This window comes from Caballeronia temeraria, assembly GCF_001544795.2.
GTDB lineage: Bacteria > Pseudomonadota > Gammaproteobacteria > Burkholderiales > Burkholderiaceae > Caballeronia > Caballeronia temeraria.
This window is the reverse complement of record NZ_FCOI02000036.1, coordinates 1-18141: the sequence shown is the minus strand read 5'-3', so window position 1 is coordinate 18141 and position 18141 is coordinate 1. Positions and strand designations below refer to the sequence as shown.

16 protein-coding genes are annotated in these 18141 nt (G+C 63.8%); 5 read left to right on the top strand and 11 right to left on the bottom strand.

Going from position 1 to position 18141, the window contains the following annotated elements; all coding sequences use genetic code 11:
* The first annotated feature begins 92 nt into the window (after nt 1-92).
* The 4 genes from AWB76_RS32575 to AWB76_RS32560 all read left to right on the top strand — a co-directional run bounded on the left by AWB76_RS32575 (nt 93) and on the right by AWB76_RS32560 (nt 5303).
* On the top strand, nt 93-2288 hold the full coding sequence (locus AWB76_RS32575) for a SulP family inorganic anion transporter (RefSeq protein ID WP_096031384.1): 2196 nt from the start codon (nt 93-95) through the stop codon (nt 2286-2288).
* Nucleotides 2289-2341: 53 nt separating this feature from the next.
* The gene (locus tag AWB76_RS32570; RefSeq protein WP_244173540.1) at nt 2342-2869 is read left to right on the top strand and encodes a DUF3280 domain-containing protein; all 528 of its coding nucleotides are present in this window, start codon (nt 2342-2344) and stop codon (nt 2867-2869) included.
* 173 nt (nt 2870-3042) lie between these two features.
* On the top strand, nt 3043-4113 hold the full coding sequence (locus tag AWB76_RS32565) for a beta-propeller fold lactonase family protein (RefSeq protein ID WP_061164222.1): 1071 nt from the start codon (nt 3043-3045) through the stop codon (nt 4111-4113).
* Nucleotides 4114-4301: 188 nt separating this feature from the next.
* Nucleotides 4302-5303, top strand: a complete 1002-nt coding sequence (locus AWB76_RS32560; RefSeq protein WP_061164221.1) for a glycosyltransferase family 2 protein — start codon at nt 4302-4304, stop codon at nt 5301-5303.
* A 28-nt stretch (nt 5304-5331) separates the two neighbouring features.
* On the opposite strand, the gene AWB76_RS32555 is transcribed toward AWB76_RS32560, so the two are convergent.
* A complete protein-coding gene (locus AWB76_RS32555; protein ID WP_374729963.1) occupies nt 5332-7677 on the bottom strand; it encodes a TonB-dependent receptor in 2346 nt (781 codons plus the stop codon).
* 172 nt (nt 7678-7849) lie between these two features.
* Between AWB76_RS32555 and AWB76_RS32550 the strand changes: the two genes are divergently transcribed.
* The gene (locus AWB76_RS32550) at nt 7850-8854 is read left to right on the top strand and encodes an ATP-binding protein (RefSeq protein ID WP_061164270.1); all 1005 of its coding nucleotides are present in this window, start codon (nt 7850-7852) and stop codon (nt 8852-8854) included.
* Here the strand turns inward: AWB76_RS32550 and AWB76_RS32545 are convergent.
* The 10 genes from AWB76_RS32545 to AWB76_RS32500 are packed head-to-tail and all read right to left on the bottom strand — an operon-like array spanning nt 8800 to nt 17990.
* Nucleotides 8800-9474, bottom strand: coding sequence for a response regulator (locus AWB76_RS32545; RefSeq protein ID WP_061164220.1), 675 nt, complete (start codon nt 9472-9474; stop codon nt 8800-8802). The two genes, AWB76_RS32550 and AWB76_RS32545, sit on opposite strands and share 55 nt — an antisense overlap.
* The gene (gene pqqE, locus AWB76_RS32540; RefSeq protein WP_061164271.1) at nt 9471-10667 is read right to left on the bottom strand and encodes a pyrroloquinoline quinone biosynthesis protein PqqE; all 1197 of its coding nucleotides are present in this window, start codon (nt 10665-10667) and stop codon (nt 9471-9473) included. Before pqqE ends, AWB76_RS32545 begins: the two co-directional genes overlap by 4 nt.
* 4 nt (nt 10668-10671) lie before the next feature.
* A complete protein-coding gene (gene pqqD / locus AWB76_RS32535; protein ID WP_061164269.1) occupies nt 10672-10971 on the bottom strand; it encodes a pyrroloquinoline quinone biosynthesis peptide chaperone PqqD in 300 nt (99 codons plus the stop codon).
* A gap of 5 nt (nt 10972-10976) precedes the next feature.
* Nucleotides 10977-11723, bottom strand: a complete 747-nt coding sequence (gene pqqC / locus AWB76_RS32530; RefSeq protein WP_061164268.1) for a pyrroloquinoline-quinone synthase PqqC — start codon at nt 11721-11723, stop codon at nt 10977-10979.
* Between the two features lie 14 nt (nt 11724-11737).
* Nucleotides 11738-12658 carry a pyrroloquinoline quinone biosynthesis protein PqqB gene (pqqB, locus tag AWB76_RS32525; RefSeq protein ID WP_061164219.1) on the bottom strand — a complete coding sequence of 307 codons (921 nt, stop codon included), beginning with the start codon at nt 12656-12658 and terminating at the stop codon, nt 11738-11740.
* Nucleotides 12655-13227: a cytochrome b gene (locus AWB76_RS32520; protein ID WP_061164267.1), complete on the bottom strand. Its 573-nt coding sequence runs from the start codon at nt 13225-13227 to the stop codon at nt 12655-12657. Before AWB76_RS32520 ends, pqqB begins: the two co-directional genes overlap by 4 nt.
* A gap of 46 nt (nt 13228-13273) precedes the next feature.
* Nucleotides 13274-14095: a formylmethanofuran dehydrogenase subunit C gene (locus AWB76_RS32515; protein WP_061164218.1), complete on the bottom strand. Its 822-nt coding sequence runs from the start codon at nt 14093-14095 to the stop codon at nt 13274-13276.
* Nucleotides 14092-15033: a formylmethanofuran--tetrahydromethanopterin N-formyltransferase gene (gene fhcD / locus AWB76_RS32510; protein ID WP_061164217.1), complete on the bottom strand. Its 942-nt coding sequence runs from the start codon at nt 15031-15033 to the stop codon at nt 14092-14094. Before fhcD ends, AWB76_RS32515 begins: the two co-directional genes overlap by 4 nt.
* A 3-nt stretch (nt 15034-15036) precedes the next feature.
* Nucleotides 15037-16731 (bottom strand): formylmethanofuran dehydrogenase subunit A, encoded by a 1695-nt coding sequence (locus tag AWB76_RS32505; protein ID WP_061164216.1) that lies wholly within the window; start codon nt 16729-16731, stop codon nt 15037-15039.
* A complete protein-coding gene (locus tag AWB76_RS32500; RefSeq protein WP_061164215.1) occupies nt 16728-17990 on the bottom strand; it encodes a molybdopterin-binding domain-containing protein in 1263 nt (420 codons plus the stop codon). Before AWB76_RS32500 ends, AWB76_RS32505 begins: the two co-directional genes overlap by 4 nt.
* Between the last annotated feature and the right edge of the window lie 151 nt (nt 17991-18141).

The window sequence follows — 18141 nt, the reverse complement described above, 5'->3', positions numbered from 1 at the left end:
CTTTGCGTTCGCGCGTATACGTCTGCCGTTTTCCCGGTTCGGGAGGCGCCGTGAAGCCAGCCACGACACATCGCACTGTCCTCGCGCGCGCGATGCCGCGCATGGCCGCGCTCGTCGGCGACATCACCGCGGGCACCGTGTCGACGCTCATGATGCTGTGCTACGCAATGAGCCTCGGCACGCTCATCTTCAGCGCCGATCTCGCGCGCTATGCCGAGCTCGGCGTGCCCACCGCGCTCGTGAGCTGCATCGTCACCGCATTCGTCATCGCGGTGACGAGTTCGATGCGCATGAACATCGGCGGGCCGGACAGCAATGCGACCGCGTTTCTCGTCGGCGTCGCGGCGGGCGTCGCGAGCAGCGTGCGCGCGAACGGCGGCACGCCCACGGTCATTCTGCTGACGGTGCTCGTCGCCATCGCGCTGTGCTCGCTCGTGACGGGCCTCATTCTCTTCGCGATCGGTTCATCGAAACGCAGCCGTTCGCTGCAATTCCTTCCCTATCCGGTGATGGGCGGCTTTCTCGCGGGCACCGGCTATCTGTTGATCGCGGGTGCGTTTCGCGTGCTGACGGGCGTTGCGCTCGACTGGCACACGCTGCCGAAGCTCGCGCAACTGCACTGGCTCGCATGGGCGCCCGCGCTTTTCGTCGGCGCGCTCGCGACGATTCTCGCGCGCACCTGGCGGCATGCGGCCGCGTTGCCGATCACGCTCGCCATCGGCATCGCGCTCTTCTATGTGCTGTTGCGCGTTGCCGGCATCTCGCCCGACGATGCGCGCGACATGGGCCTCCTGCTTCAGCATGTGCCGACGCACGCGCTGCATCTGCCCGAGCTGCATCTGCCGTCGTCGCTCGCGCGCGGCGAAATCGACTGGCACGCGATCGTCGCGCATTTGCCGGAGACGCTCATCGTCACGTCGGTGTCGGCGATCACGATCATCATGAATTCCACCGCGATGGGCGCGGCGACCGGGCAGGACATCGACCTCAATCGCGAAATGCGCGCGGCGGGTCTCGCGAACATCGCGAGCGGACTTTTCGGCGGCATGGTCGGCTATCAGTCGTATAACCGTTCGATGCTCAACGCGCGCGCCGGCGCGACGAGCCGCGCCGCAGGCGTGTTCGCCGCGCTCGCGTGTCTCTTTCTGCTGATCGCGTCGCCCGATCTCGTCTCGCTCTTTCCGGTGCCGGTGCTCGTCGGCATGCAGATCTACATGGGGCTGCGTCTGATGATGGACTGGCTCGTCGGCGCGTATCGGAAGCTGACGTGGCACGAGTATCTGCTCGTGCCGCTGATTCTCGCCGTCATCGCGTTCTATGGCGTGATCGCGGGCGTCGTCGCGGGCGTGGTCGCGGCGTGCGTCACGTTCGCGCTGCTCTATGGCCGCGCGGGCTGCGTGCGCATGGAGTTCGACGGCCGCACGCGCACGTCGAATGTCGAACGCAGCATGGAAGAAACGCGCTTGCTGATCGATCGCGGCGATCAGATTTGCGGCGTCTGCCTGCAAGGCTTTCTGTTCTTCGGCTCGGCGAACTCGATGTTGCAGCGCATCCGCGAGCGCATACGTTCACACGGTCCGCGTCCGGTGCGCTATGTCGTGCTCGATTTCGCATGGACCAACGGCATGGACGCATCGGTATCGCTCGCGTTCGTGAAGCTGCGTCAGGCGTGCGCGGCGATCGGCGCCGATCTCGTGCTGACCGCGTTGCCACGCAATTCGCGCGCGCTGCTCGGGCGCACGGGCGCGCTCTCGCTCGGCATTCACGAGTTCGAGACGCTCGACGCGGGGCTCGAATGGATCGAAGCGCAGCAGCTCGCGTCATCGACGCACACGCGCGAACCGCGCGCGCCGGCCGGCGATTTTCGCTCGATGCTCGCGCCACATTTCACGGCGCGCGCGCTGCAGGCGCTGGCCGATTTCCTCGATGTATGCGATATCGGCGCGGGCGAGGCGCTCTTTCGTCGCGGCGATGCGGGCGATGCGCTCTATATCGTCGAAGAAGGGCGCGTGACCGTGTCGCTGCCGCTTCCCGATGGCCGCTCGGTGCGGCTGCGCTCGTTCGGTCCGGGCACGATCATCGGCGAGATGGCTGTGTACACGCACGCGCCGCGCAGCGCCGATGTCGTCGCCGATGAACCCGCGCGCCTGCGCCGTCTGACGCTCGCGGCATTGCGCAAGCTGGAGCTGGATGATCCGCTGACCGCGCAGGAATGGCATCGCTTTGTCGTGAAGATGATGGCCTCGCGGCTCGCCATTGCCGATGAAGCGTTGCGCGCGGCGTCGTGATAACAGGCATGCGATCTGCTTTTGCGGGGAAGATCATCATCGAGGCCGTCAACATGACACACATTGTCCGCGCGATGCTCGCGTTCGCGCTTGCGATCGGCATGGCGAACGTGCTCGCGCAGAGCGCGCCGCAGTCGATTGCGATGCTCGACTGCACGCTCATCGACGATAACGCCGCCTACAACGACGCCGACATCGACCGCATTCAGACCGCGCGGCTCGCGATGGTGAGCGGCGCATTGCGCGACGACCTGCGCAATCGCGCGCTCTTTCGTGTCGCGGACAACACGCAGGCCGCCGATCTCATCGCGACGCTGAAAAGCACGCAGGACATGAACGCGTGCAACGGCTGCGAGCGGCGCGTGGCGAAGGAGCTCGGTGCGTCGCGCGTCGGCGTGTGCTGGGTGCAGAAGATCAGCAATCTGATTCTCAACATGAACCTGCGCGTGGAAGACGCGAACAGCGGCGCGATGCTCTTTCAACGTTCGGTCGACATACGCGGCAACACCGATCTTTCCTGGACGCGCGGTGCAAAGGCGCTCGTCGATCTGCTCGCGAGCGATGCGTCCGCGACACGCTAGCGTTGCGTCACGCGAAATATCAGCGGAATTCGGGAATTTCTCCCGGCCGATGCCGTTGCCACGGCCGCGCCGATTGGGCTAAGTTGGGGCTGCAGGCACGCGCGCCGTGCGATGCGCCGCGCGCGTGCGCCCACGAACTCGAATAATCGGTATCGGAACCGCTGGAGACGACCATGCAAGTCAGATTCAAGGCGGCGCGCATTGCCTGCGCGTCGGTGATCGCGCCGTCGCTCGCCTTTGCATTGACGGCGAATGTCGCGCATGCCGCCGCGCCGACCGCCTATGTGACGACCGAGAACGCCGGCGTCGGCGTGATCGATCTCGACAATCTCTCGCTCGCGAAGACCTGGGATGTCGGCAAGGACGGCCCGCGCGGGCTGTCGCTGAACAAGGACGGCACGCGTCTTTACGTGGCGAACAAGGCGACGAGCGATCTCTCGGAAATCGATACGTCGACGGGCAAGGTCACGCGCCGCGTGAAGATCGGCAAGAATCCGGAGTTCGTGCGCGTGTTCGGCGGCTATGCGTATGTGACCTACGAGCCGGGCGAAAGCGGCGGTCCGCCGAAGCCGGGCCAGCCCGAGAAAGATGACGACGACGCCAATTCGCCGCCCGCCGAGATCGCCATCGTCGATCTGAAAACGATGAAGGTCACGCATTCGGTCAAGAGCGGGCACGAGACCGAGGGCGTCGAATTTTCGCCGGACGGCAAGCTGATCCTCGTGACCAATGAAGGCGACGACACGGTATCGGTGTATCGCGTCGGCACGGGCAAGCCGGTGCGCACCGTGAAGCTCGACAAGGGCTCGCGTCCGCGCGGCATCAAGGCGTCGCCCGATGGTAAGCAATACGTCGTCACGCTGGAGAACGCGAACAAGTTCGTCGTGCTCGATGGCAACAGCATGAAGACCGTGAAGACCGTCGATACGAAGACGGGCCCGTACGGCGTTTCGTTCGATCCGTCGGGCAAGCGCCTGCTGATCGCGGCATCGCGCGACAAGACCTTGCAGGTGTTCGACGGCTCGACCTACGAGCACATGCAGGACGTGCCCGTCGGACAGCGCTGCTGGCACTTCAGCTTCACGCCGGACGGCTCGAAGCTGCTGCTCGCCTGCGGACGCTCGAACGCGGTCTACGTGCTCGATGGCTCGGACTACAAGGAGGTCAAGCAGATCGGCGATCTGCCGCTGGCGTGGGGCATCGTCACGTATCCGCCGAGCGCGGGGTCGATCGTCGGGCGTTGAGAGACGCGTGACGCCGATGCATGACATGGCCGCCTCGCGCGGCCATTTCGTTTTCCGCGCCGCGTTATTGCACCTGGCGCAACGCGGCACGGCGGGGATGGCTGCTACGATCGGCGCGAGTACCTTGTTTGACAAGTCGCGCCGCCGACACACGGATAATGCGCGTCCGAACTCCTCCTCGCCACGCCATGCCGAAGATCTCCGTCGTCATCCCGACTTATAACGTGCAGCAGTACATTGTCGAGACGTTGAACTCGGTGCTGCGCCAGGACGCGGAGTTCGAGATCCTCGTTCTCGACGACGCCAGCACCGACAATACGCTCGAACTCGTCCGCAGCCTGAACGACCCGCGAATTCGCATCTTCGCGCTCGAGCACAATCAGGGGCGCGCGAGCAACGCGAACCGCGCGTTCGATCTGTGCAGCGGCGAATATATCGCGCGCATCGACCACGACGATATCGCCGAACCGGGCCGGTTGCGCAAGCAGAGCGAGTTTCTCGATGCGAACCCGGAGATCACGGTCGTCGGCACGCAGATCAGGCATTTCGGCGAGGACACCAGCACGAGCGCGTTCCCGCTCGACGACGCGAACATCAAGGCGCGCTTCGTGCTCGGCAGTGCCTACCTCGCCAATCCGAGCACGATGTTCCGCCGCGACTTCGTGCAGCGGCATGGCATTCGCTATGACCCGAATCTCGACATCGTCGATGATCTCGGATTCTGGTTCGATTGCATGCTGCATGGCGCGCGCTTTGCGAATCTGCCGGAAGTGCTTACGCACTATCGCATTCATCAGGGCATGACGTCGTTGAATCTGAAGGTCGTGAAGCTTTATGAGGCGAAGGTTCGGCTCTATACGCGCATGCTTCCTGCGTTCTACCCGCGCCTGACGGGACACGATGTCGTCAACCTGTGCAAGCTGCACGCTGTTCCGTTCGATACCAACATGAGCATGGACGACGTGCTCGCCCTGTATCGCTCGGCGGGCGTGGCCATCTCGGACATCGATCTGCGCTGGGGCGCCAGCCCGGCGATGCTCGAAGGCGGGATCGTTGGTCTGACAGGTCATCGAATGGGCTTGAGGGACAAGCAGCATGCGCGCAGCGAGGAAGAGCGCCATCTGTGCAACGTCGCACTCTGGGACGGCATCAACGCGCGCGGCATTCCCTGGAAGTCGTATCAGAGTTGATCACGCATGCTGCGCGCTGCCTCACGCCTCACTTCCACGCATACCGCATCCCCACCCACACGCCGCGTGGCGCGCCCACGCCGAGGAACTGCTCGTTCACGGTCGCGCCGTTGTTGAACGTGTGATTCGGCCCGTCGAAGAAATTCTCGCCGAGAATCGCGAAATTCGCGTAGCGCTTGTTGAGCAGATTCTTCACCGTCGCGTAGACCTGCAACTGCTTGGTCACGTTGTAGGTCGTGTCGAGATCGATCAGGAAATAGCCCGCGACGCTGCCGTTCACATCCTGATTGTTCTCGTCGCCCCGCGCGAAGATGTTGCTGCGATACGTGAGATTCGTGCCGATATTCCAGCTCGCGATCGGGTTGTAGTCGATGCGCATCTTCACCGTGTTCGCCGGAATGCCGGGAATGCGATCGCCCGAATGCACGGTGATGTTGCCATCGGCGTCGGCGCTCGAATTGCTTGCGCTGCTTTCCGTCCACGCCGATCGATACGTCGCGTTCACATAGCTGTAGCTCGCCGCGACGCCCACCGGGCCCCATTGAGTGCGGCCCGCGAGTTCGAAGCCTTGCCGGCGCGTCTTGCCGACGTTCTGGAAATAGCCGAGCGTGCTGCCCGCGCCTTGCGCGCTGACGAACTGGATGTCGTTGTCGAGCGTCGTGCTGTAAGCGGCGGCGCTCCACTGCGTATGACTGCCGACACGCCCGCGCGCGCCGACTTCGAACGTCTTCGAGATCACCGGCTTCAGATCCGGGTCCGCGATGAAGTCGTTCGGCAGCGAGCACGGCGCGTTCGGGTCCGCGCAAGCCAGCTCGATGGCCGTCGGTGAACGCATGCCTTCGTTGTACGTCGCGTAAGCGGTGAAGTAAGGCGTCGGATTCCAGTTGAAGCCTACCGCCGGATTGAAGCGCGAAAACGCGTGATTCCCGTCGAGCAGCGGCTGCACGCCGCTCTCATCGCCGATGGTCGCCTTCGCCCAGTTGTATCGGCCGGCGAGTGTCATCGACCATTGCTCGTTGAACGAGAACGTGTTCTCGAAGTAGATGCCCAGATTCGAGTTGTGCGTCTTCGCGTCGGTCGTCGGTGCGAACGGCCCGGTGCCGATGGTCGCGCGATTCGCTTCGAATTCCGCCGGCTGCTCGGCCTGCGTGAAGTGCGAATTCGCGAAGTCGCCCGCCGCGCCGATGATCAACTGGTTGTCGTGATCGAAAAGCCGGTTGAGCAGCGTGAGTTGCAGACTCGCGCCATAGCTGTCCGTCACGATCACCGACTGATCGTTGAACGCTTGCGTGAGTTCGTCGGCGTCGTCGCCGTTCGGGTCGAAATCGTCGTTGACGTTCGAACTCACGTTCTTGTTGCGATAGTGGCGGTAGTACACGTTGCCGCTCAACTGGATGTTCGGCGTGATGTAGTGCTCGGCGTTGATCGTCAGATAGCCGACCTGATTTTCGTTCGTGTCCGGGAACGTGTAGGCCTGCCGGAAGTTGTCCATGAACGAGCGCGGAATCGTCTGCGAGCCGTTCAGCGTGTTGTCCGCGCCGCCCATCGAAACGGAGATCGTCGTGTCGGCGTCGGTATAGCGGATCTTGCCGAACGCCTGGCGGATGCGGCTCGAATTGTGATCGGCCCAGCCGTTGTCGTTCGTGATGTTCGCGGTGAAGTAATAGTCGAGATGATCGCCGATCACGCCGCCTTGCTCGATCTGCGCATACTTGCGCCCGAACGAGCCGAAGGCGACATCGACATTGCCGCCCGGATTGCTGCGGCCGTTCTTCGTCGTCACCGCGACGGCGCCGCCGAGCGTATTCAGGCCGAACGTCGGGTTCGATCCGGGAATGATCTGCATCGTCTGGATCGCGGACTGCGGAATCAGATCCCAGTTGACGACATCGCCGAACGGTTCGTTGATGCGCACGCCGTCCATGAACACCGACAAGCCCTGCGGCGTGCCGAGCAGCGGCGAAGCCGTGAAGCCGCGATAGTTGATGTCGGTCTGCCACGGGTTGCCCTGCGCGTCGTTGGTATCGACGCTGACGACGTTCTTCTCGAGGTAGTTCGTGACCGTTGGCGAATGCTGCGCCTCGATCTCGCTGCCCTTGATCGTCTGCACGTTCGCGGGCACTTTCTCCAGCGGCGTGCCGACGCCGACGAGCGGCGTGGTCCCGACGACGATGATCGAAGGCAGCTCCGCATTCGGCGGCGTGTTCGCCTGCGCGACTGCCGCGGGCGCTTGCGCGGCGTCCGTCGCCGGCGGCGTCTGCGCCCATGCCGCCACGGTGATGCTCGCGCATGCGCTGCCGAAGACGAGCCGCATCCCTGCTCGGGGTTTGAACGGATGCGCGGGCGCGGGCAGGCGCGGCATGCTCTTCATCATCGTCTCCTCTTATCTTTCGATCCACGCGTCGAGAATGTTTCTTTCAATGAAAGCGTCGCATAAGAATGAGCGCGTGGACCGGGAGCTTTTCCCGATCGCGCAGGGAAGCGTTCCCAATCGCGTTCCACCCGGCGCACCGGACGATGAAGCCGTGCGTAGAATGCATTCCGTGATGCCATCCGACTCCTTGCCCTCTCGCGAGAAAGACGCCGACCGTCGCACCCCGCGCTCGCCGGTGTGGCGCGATCTCGCCTGCGTGTTCGCGATCACGGTGATCGCCGGTGCGCTGTTCGCGCGCTTCGATTTCAGCGAGTACGCGTATCGCCTGACGCGCAGCGCCGAGCGCTTTCAGCTCGATGAACTGCCGCCGACGCTCGTCGTGCTCGCGATCGGCTTCGCGTGGTTCGCGTGGCGGCGTTATCGCGAGGCGCAATCGGAAGTGCGCAGGCGGCGCGCGCTGGAGGAAGAGGCCGAGCATCTGCTCGCGGAGAACCGGCGTCTCGCGAATCAGGCGCTCGCCGCGCAGGAAACCGAGCGGCGTCATCTCGCGCGCGAACTGCACGACGAGCTCGGGCAATACCTCAACGCGATGTCGCTCGATGCGGGGCGAATCCGCGATCTGTCGGCGCAACGCGAGGCGGAGATTCATCGGCTGTCGCTTGCGCTAATGCAAAGCGCGACGCATGTGTATCGCGAGATCGGCGGGATGATCCGCAAGCTGCGGCCCATCGGGCTCGATGAATTCGGTTTGCCGACCGCGCTCGAACATTGCGTCGACGGCTGGCGCGAGCGCTTGCCCGATGCGACGTTCACGCTCGCCGTCGACGGCGATTTCGATGCGTTGAGCGATGCGCTCAACATCACGCTTTATCGGCTCGTGCAGGAAGGGCTGACGAACGTGTCGAAGTTCGCACGCAATTCACGCGTGGAGATTTTTCTCGCGCGTGCGCCGGAGGAAATCGTCGTGACGATGGCCGACGACGGACCGGGCGTCGATCTCACGAAGCCGCGCAAGGGGCTTGGTTTGATCGGCATGCGCGAGCGCGTCGAAGCGCTCGGCGGGGCGTTTCAGATCGCGAGCGAGCCGGGCGCGGGCTTTCTGTTCTGCGCGCGCGTGCCGGCTCAGGCGGGGCTGCCGTTGCCCGCGACCGCCGACGAAGCGAAATCCGCGAAGTGAAGGCCCAGCCGGTTCGCAATCTGCGCGAGCTGCACGCCATTGTCCGCGCCGAACTTCTGCCGGATCACCGATTGATGATTCGCGACCGTCTTCTGACTCAGGCCCAGTTTCTCCGCGATGCTCGGCAGCGTATAGCCTTGCACCAGCAGGCGCAGCACTTCGAATTCGCGCGCGGATAACTGGCGGCCTTCCTGAATGCTCGCACGCAACGCAAGCGCCTGCGACACGTCCGGACTCAGATACGACACGCGCCGCGCGACCGAACGCACCGCTTCGACGAGCACATCGGGTGCGCTCGCCTTCGTCACGTAGCCGCGTGCGCCGGCATCGAGCGCGCGCCGCACGAAGATCGCCTCTTCATGCACGCTGAAGATCAGCACGTGCGCATGCGGCTCGCGCGCCAGCATGCGCCGCATCGCCTCGATGCCGCTTGCGCCCGGCAGCGCGAGATCCATCACGACGACATCGGGCTGCAACGCGCAAAACTTCTGATAAGCCTCGGCCGCATTCGCCGCTTCGCCCGCGACGTTCACGTCGGGACTCAGTTCGAGCAGACGCTTGTAACCTTCACGCACGACGGCGTGATCGTCGACGAGCAGCACGGAGATGTCGGCAGTCATGGCGTGTCTTCCCCTTCTTTTGAACCCCTACCGGAAGCCTCTGCCGCGATGCGTTTCGAGTTCGCATCGTTGCGAAAGACGATGGGTTGCTCCTGCGGTTCCTGCCTCGCCGATGCCGCGCGCACCACTTCGATCACGCGCTCGTGATGCGGAGACTTGTCGCACACCGGATCGGCATTCGCGGGATCTTGCGTCAACAGATACGCCTGGCAGCGGCAGCCGCCCATGTCGATGGCTTTCTCGTCGCAACTGCGGCACGGCTCCTTCATCCAGCCGAAGCCGCGAAAGCGATTGAACGCATCGCTTTCGTACCAGATGTCCCTGAGCGGCATCTCGGTCACGTTCGGAAACGTGAGGCCCGGCAGCGAGCGCGCGGTATGACACGGCAACGCGGCGCCATCGGGCGCGATGCCGAGAAACACCGAGCCCCAGCCGTTCATGCAGCGCTTCGGTCTGCGTTCGTAGTAATCCGGCACGACGAAGAAGATCTTGCACCGGTCGCCGATCTCGTTGCGATAACGCTCGACGACCGCTTCCGCTTCATCGAGTTGTTCCTTGGTCGGCATGAGTTGCGCGCGATTCGTGTGCGCCCAGCCGTAGTACTGCGTGTTGGCGAGTTCGAGATACTCGGCGCCCATCGCGAGCGCCATATCGATGATGCGTCCGATATGCGGCAGGTTATAGCGATGCAGCACGCAGTTGAGCACCATCGGAAAGCCATGCGCCTTGATGAGACTCGCGACGCGCTTCTTGTAGTCGAACGTCTTCGTGCTGGAAAGAAAGTCGTTCAATTCCTGCGACGAGTCCTGAAACGATAGCTGGATGTGATCGAGCCCGGCGTCCTGCAATGCGCTGATGCGCTTCTCCGTCAGACCGATGCCCGACGTGATGAGGTTCGTATAGAAGCCGAGCTTGCGCGCCTCGCCGACGAGCGTTTCGAGATCGTCGCGCAGCAGCGGCTCGCCGCCGGAGAAGCCGAGTTGCGCCGCGCCGAGCGCGCGTGCCTGACGCAGTACATCGATCCATTGAGCGGTGTCGAGTTCGCGCGTGTGATCGGCGTAGTTCACCGGGTTGTAGCAGAACACGCAATGCAGCGGACAGCGATACGTCAGCTCCGCGAGCAGCCACAACGGCGGCGCAATTGGTGCGTCTTCGTGCTCGGGCTTTGCGATCGGTTCGGACAAGTCGGTCATATCGCTATTCCAGCCAGCCTCGCGCACGCGCACCGGCGACGAACGCGCGCACGTCGTCGCCGAGGCCGGTCGCGTTGAACGCCTGCTCCAGATCGGTGACGAGCGCCGGGATATCGCGCGAGCCGTCGCAGCGCAGAAGAATCTCCGCGGCGCTTTGATTGAGCTTCACCATGCCCTCGGGATAGAGCAGCACGTGCGCGTTCTGCGCCGGTTCCCATTGCAGGCGAAAGAGGCGCTTCAGCTTCGGATGCAGGGAATCGTCCGGTGCAACGACGGCTTCCTGCTTGCGTTGAGTCGGATTCATATCGCTCATTGCGGAAAGGCCTTTTCGATGGAATCGAGCATCGTCCAGAGGATATCGAGCTTGAATTGCAGAATATCGAGCGCGCGCTGCTGCTCCTTGCGCGTCGTGAAATGCGCGAGCGTCACTTCGAGCCCGTGCTCGACATCGCGCTGTGCAAGCGAAACGCGCGAGCGGAAATAGGACAGCCCTTCAGGTTCGATCCACGTGTAGTGCTCCGGCCACGTCGCGAGCCGGTCCTTGTGAATTTGCGGCGCGAACATCTCCGTCAGCGACGAACACACCGATTCCTGCCACGGCGCACGACGCGCGAAGTTCACGTAAGCATCGACGGCGAAGCGCACGCCCGGCGTCACGAGTTCGAGCGACCATAGTTCGTCGCGCGAGAGGCCGACTGCATCGCCGAGACGCGCCCATGCTTCGATGCCGCCCGGTTGATCGCCATAACCATCGTGATCGAGAATGCGCAGCACCCAGCGGCGGCGCGTGTCGCGATCCGGACAATTCGACATCACCGCCGCATCTTTCAGCGGAATGTTGATCTGATAGTAGAAGCGGTTCGCGACCCAGCCGCGTATCTGTTCCTTCGAACATCCGCCGCTGTTCATCTTCACGTTGAACGGATGATGGATGTGATACGCCGTGCCCTTCGCGCGCAACTGCGCTTCGAATTCATCGCGCGTCCACGCGGGGCCATCGTCTTGCACCTTCGTGAAGATCGGGCCTGTGGTCGGGTTGAGCATCGGATCGAACATCGAACGGTCTCCGGTCATAGTTCGAAGGTCATGCCGTCGTGCGCGACTTCGATGCCGTGCTCCGACAGAATGCGTCTTTCGGGTCCATCCTCGATGAGGATCGGGTTCGTGTTGTTGATATGGATCAGCACCTTTTGCACGCCCGCGCGGTCGATCGAATCGAGCACGTCGATCATGCCGCCCGCGCCGCTTTGCGCAAGATGGCCCATATCGCGGCCGGTCTTCTTCGTGAGGCCCAAGCGAATCATTTCATCGTCGGTCCATACGGTGCCGTCGACGAGCAACAGGTCCGCTTCGCGCATCGCATCGAGCACATGCGGTTCGAGCGCGCCCAGACCTGGCGCATAGAAAGCGCGCTTGCCCGTTGCGCCATTCGTGAACATGAGGCCGATGTTATCGCCCGTTTCCGGCGCATCGCGATGCGGCGAATAGGGCGGCGCCTTGCTCGACAGCGGCAGTGCGTCGATCGTCACGCGCGGCAACTCGGGCACGGCAAACGATGCGCCATCGAGCGCGATGCGCCTGTGCTCGACACCACAGTAATGCGAAAGAATCGACGTGAGGGGAAAGCCCGTCGAGAGGTCCTGCCACACGGCGTCGGTGGTATAGAGCGGCAAGGGCGTGCCGCGTTCGCGCAGCATCAGAAGCCCGGTGACGTGATCGATCTGCGCATCCATCGTCACGACAGCCGCGATGCCGGTGTCGCGCACGCGGCGCGCGGGCTGCAATTCCGGATTCGCCGCGATCTGCGCAAGAATGTCCGGCGATGCGTTGACGAGGAGCCAGTCCTCGCCGTTATCGGTAACAGCAATGGACGATTGCGTGCGCGCACGCGCTGAAATCGTGCCGCGCCGCACGCCGTCGCAATTGCGGCAGTTGCAGTTCCATTGCGGAAAGCCACCGCCCGCCGATGAACCGAGCACACGAATTTTCAAGGCAGCATCCTCCGCAGAAGACCGTCGCGATCGATCAGTTGATGCTTCATCGCGCCGAGAAAATGCAGGATGACCAGCGCGGCCATGATCCACGCGAGATACTCGTGAATGCCGAAGAAGATCTGCCGCAGGTGCTTGTCGTCCGAGCCCCATTGCGGCAGCGCGATGCCCCAGAACTTCGTGCCGAACTTGTTGAACGACGAACCGAGATAACCGGTGAGCGGCATCCCGATCATGCCAACGTATAAAAGAGCCTGCGTAATGCTCGCGGCGGCGCGTTGCCACGTTCGCATCGGCGGCAAAGGCGGCCGGCCATAGGCCAGGCGTGCCAGGATGCGGAGCAGCACCAGCAGGAAAACGGTGATTCCAAGCGACTTGTGAAAATTGACGAGGTCCGACTTGAACGGCAGCCCGCGCGGCAGGCCGACCATATAGAAGCCGATGCACAGCATCGCGATGATCGCGACCGCAATGAGCCAGTGCAACGCGATCACCGGGCCGGCATAGCGCGCGCTCCCGGCATCGATACGGCCGTCGCGTGACGTCGCGGAGGTCCGCGCGGTGCTCATCATGTGTCTCCCGTGAAGTGCAAACGGTCCATTGTTCATCTCCCCGCTACGAATTGGCGATCAGCAATTCCCCCCGTCCGTCCACGGCGAGGTCTCCGGCGTAGCGTCGCGGCAACATCGCGCCCGTCAACTGCGAGAAGGGCGCGATCTCGCGCGCGAGCATGCGCGTGAAGAGCAGCCAGAACGTGTCGAAGCCGTGACCGCCTTCCGTGAAAGTCGGCGGCAGGCGCGCGGGCGCGTTCATCAGCAACACCGTGCCGCGCCGCATGCCGTATCCCAAGTGTGCGCCCACTTTCCCGCCGATGCAGACCGAGCCCGCAACGAGCCGCGACGCGGCGAAATCGCCCGCATCGCCCGCGACGAGCACGGTGCCGCGCCGCATGCGATCCGCGAGGCGCGCGCCCGCATTGCCGTGAATCACGAGCATGCCGCCTGTCATGCCTTCCATGTCGCCGGGCAGCGCGCCCGCGGCGAAATCGCCCGCATTGCCGTGAATCGAGAGACGTCCGCCCTGCATCTCGCATGCGGCGAAAGCACCTGCATCGCCTTGTATGTGCAACTCGCCGCCCGACATTTTTATGCCCGCGTAATCGCCCGCGTGGCCGTGCACCGTGAGCGCGCCTTCGGTCATGTTCGCGCCGATGCGGTCGAGCCACGGCGCGTCGCCCTCGATCGTGAGTGCGGGCATGTCGGTCTGCTCCAGCGCGATATCGAAGAGATCGCCGAGCGCGCACGTTTCGCCCGCGCCTTGCAGCACGATGCGCGGCAATTCCGCGCGCGACGCGGCGGCGAGCGTGGCGGGCAGTAAATTCGACCCATCGATGCGAAAGCCCGGCGCATTTTTTACGCGCAACGTGATCGCGTTCATGCGCGGCTCCCGTCGATGTCCTTCGACAATGCGTGCAGCTTGAAGTGATACGGCCCGAGCTTGCCGCCGTAATTGCCCGCGGAAATGCGCAGCACGCCGCCCGCGCGGCCGATCTTCGTCGCGGCGGCGATGCCCGCGGTCATGGCGGCGCCGACATCGGCATCGGTCAAGCCGTCGATCACGATTTCCAGCACGCACGCAATATCCGGCGTCAGCTCGCTCTTCTTCGACAAGCCAACGAGCGTCGGGCAGAAGGCATCGTTCGTCGATGCCGTCGCGCCCGCATACTTCGATCCGATCTTCGATCCCGAGCGCACGACGCCGCCCGGAAACGGCGTGATGACGTTCGGCAACGCGTGCATCGCGGCGACGGCGGATTCGGCGGCATGCAACGCGCTGTCGATATCGCGCGCGAGAAAGAGCAGATTGCCGCCGCCGACCGCTTTCACCGTCGCCGTGAATTCCTCGCAGACGAACTCGCCGTCCATCACGGGCACGCGCCAGTAACGCGTGCCGTCGAGCACTTTCGATATCTGATAGCCATCGCCGAAGAAGCGCAAACCCGCACCGAGCGGCGCATTGTCGGAAAGCGGCGCGCGCGTGTTCGCGGGGTCGATGCCGCCGTAGACTGCCGTCGTCGGGCACGTCAGCGCGCATTGGCCGACGCGCCGCGCGATCTGCTTCGCGAGTTCCTTCGACGATATCGCGAAGATCAGCACCGCGACGCCGGGTCTGCCGTCAGGCGTTTCATCGCCGGACAGATCGCGTTCGATGCCCGCCTCGCAGCCGCAATCGATGACGGACGTCGCGAAGCCCGTCAGCGAATTGGCCGCATGCCGCGCCCACGTCGATGAATGCGCGGTTATGACGAGGCGCGTCGCCTTCATCGGGAAGGCTTCGGCGAAGGTGTCGTCGATCTGCGTGTCGTTGATGCGCATGCGTCAACCTCCGCTCGCCGCGAAGCACGCGACGGGCAGGAGCCGTCCGCCGTTGCAGCATGCGCAGATTTCGTCGTCGCCGATCGCGATGTTCTCGAAGCGCGTCGCGAGATGCTGCTGCGTGTATTCGCGCACGCGCTTTTCGATCGCGCGGTCGTACTCGGGGCGCACGTAATGAATGCCGCCAGTGGGCGTTGCGAGCAGCGTGCCGTCGCGCGCGATCAGCTCGCCGTCCTTGAACACATAGGCAGGCGATGTGAACATGCGCTCGCGATCGGCATCGTCGCGATAGGCGGCGATATCCGCCGCCGCGCCCGCGCCGAGATGGCCGCGATCCTTCAAACCGAGCAGCTTCGCGGGACCGGCGCGCGTGATGATCGCGATGTCGTATAGCGAGAACTCGCGCGTGATCTCGCCGAGGGCGCTCGCGGTTTTTGCATCGGCGTGAAGCTTGTCGAGTTGTTCGTCGCGAAAGGACTTGTCCATCAGCAGGCGGATCAGATGCGGATAACTCGTGAAGGGCGCGCCGTTCGGATGATCGGTGGTCATCGACACGCGCCAGGGATCGTCGACGAGCAAGAAGATTTCCAGCCCGATGATCCATTGCAGCGCATTCACGAAGCTCTCTTCGCGATACTTGAACGGCACGACGCCGCAGCCCGCATCGCATTCGATATCGCCGAGCACCCATTTGCGCGGCCGCGCCATCGGTGCGTTCCTGAACTGCATCATCGTGTCGCCCGATGCGGTGACGGTCTGGCCGAAGATGATCTGACCGACATCGATCGTCACGTTGGGCCGCGCGTTGACCGCTTCGGCGATCGCGCGCGCGCCCGACGAGAACTTGCGCGGGCCTTCGGTGCCGTAGCTATGGAACTGGATATGCGTCAGATGAATGGGCAGGCCTTCGGCGGTGTCCATCGTCCTGATCGTCGATTCGATGTTGCCCGGCACGCCGAGATTGCTCGCGTGGACATGCAGCGGATGCGGCACGCGCAGATCGGTGAGTGCGCGCGTGAGTGTCTTCAATACATCGCGCGGCGTGATGCCGTAGTGCGCGTGTTTTTCATCGACATCGAGCGAGCGCTGATTGAACTTGAACGCCGAGATGCCGCCCGGATTCACGACTTTCACGCCGAGCGCCTTGCTCGAATCGATGGTCCAGCCGACGTAATCGCGCAGACGTTCGAAGTCCTCGTTCGCGGCGAGCATCTGCAGGAAGAGCTCGTCGTTACCCATCATCACGTAGGCGCCGTGATCGATGATCGGCGTGTCACCCATTTCCAGATGCGCGTGGCGTGCGTTCGATGCGATCATCGCCGGCTCGAACGCGGCCGTGTAGCCCATTTCCGCATAGCGATAGCCGGCCGCGAGCGTGCCCGGCGCGCATACGCCGCACGACGGCAGGCGCATGTAGCGGCCTTCATCCGGACGATCGGGCACGGCGCGCGGATCGTCGCGATGATCTTCGGGCAACAGCAGCCGCGACAGATTCGTCTTGCCGCCGCCGATGTGCGAATGCAGATCGATGCCGCCCGCCATCACGATCATGCCGTTCGCATCGAAGTCTCGATCGATGCTTTCGTTCGAAGCATCCGCGACGATGCGGCCATCGCGGATATAGATGTCGCGCTTCTCGCCGTCGACGCCGTTCGCCGGATCGAAGAGCGTGCCGCCTTTGAGGCGCGTGAGACTCATGACGGCCTCCGCGCCTGCGCGAGCCGCGATGCGATCGATGCAACCGTGGGCAACGCATAATCGCGCGCGGCGATGAGCTGCGCGACCACCGATGTATCGACGCGAAACAGATGCCCGCCGCTGTCGATGCCCGGCGTCGCAACCGGAATGAACACGGTCGGGCCTTTGCGCGCGGCCACGGTCATCGCCGGATGGGCGAGGATGATTGCGGGCACATTTTCATCAAGCGATGCGGGCAGCGGTTCGGGCGCGAAGCTCGACACCCAGAGGAGCGCATCGATTTCGCCGCGTCGCAGCAGCGTTTCCGTGCGATAGCGATGCGCATCGTGATCGAGCGGCATGCCATACGCGACGCGCGTGCGCAGCGGAAAGCCGGATAGCCACGTGACGGTCTGATTGACGGTCGCGGCGCCGTCGTCGCCGGTCAGGGCGAGCGTGCCTGCGCGCGCGGTGCGGTTGATCGCCTTGACGATGCGTTGCAGCGCTTCGATCGCGAGTGCGGCGTGTTGCGTCGGCAGTGTCGAGGGTTCGTAGATGAACGCGGTGTATTTCGCGGCCTTGATGCGCTCTGTGAGCGCGACGAGTTCGGCTGCCGGAATCGGCCGGCCGCCTTCGACGAGCGCGGACCAGAGCGCGAGGGTATCGAAGGGATCGGCGTTGGGCAGGATCGCTTCGGCGCGAGTGTTGGCCGCTTTGTCGATGTCACATCCGACGAATAGGACGCTTGCGTCGCGGCCTGCGCTTTCGATGCGTTCGAAGAAGCGCGGATAACGCCGCGACGGCTCGCACGCGAACACGACGATGAGATCGGCGCGCGAGCGGACTTCCGAGAGCGTCGTGAAGAAGGAGCCGCGATCTTGCAGCGCGCGGTTGCTGTCGGCGAGTGTGTCGCCGTGCAGGTGATCGAGGATTGCCCCGCACTGGGCGGCGAGTTCATAGAGCGCGCGTGCGCCGGCTACGTCGGTCGCGAGTCCCCCGAAGAGCGGCCGACGTGCGTTCGACAGGATGGCCGCGGCTTGCGAGAGCGCCGAGTCTGCGTCGGTGATTTGCCCGTCGATTGCGGGCTTCTGGTTTGCATCGTTCGGACCGAAGTGGGCAAGGGACTGCTCCAGACGTGGGCACGCGGTGCGGGGTGCTGCGAGGCGCTGATCGGCGCTCGGGGCGAGGGCGATGTCGTCGCATAGCATTGGGCAGAAGGGGCAGGTCCAGGGCGTTCGTGGCGCGGCCTGGGGGGGGATTTTTGTAGGAGGGGCGGGCATGGTCGACGTTTGGAGCAAGGTCTATGCCGGTTTTCTTTGGTCTGGTTTTGTGTCGCTGGGTCCCGGTTTCGTATTGGTCTATAAGCACTGCCCCTGTGCGGGGCGGCAGTCACTTTCTTTGCTGCTGCAAAGAAAGTAACCAAAGAAAGCA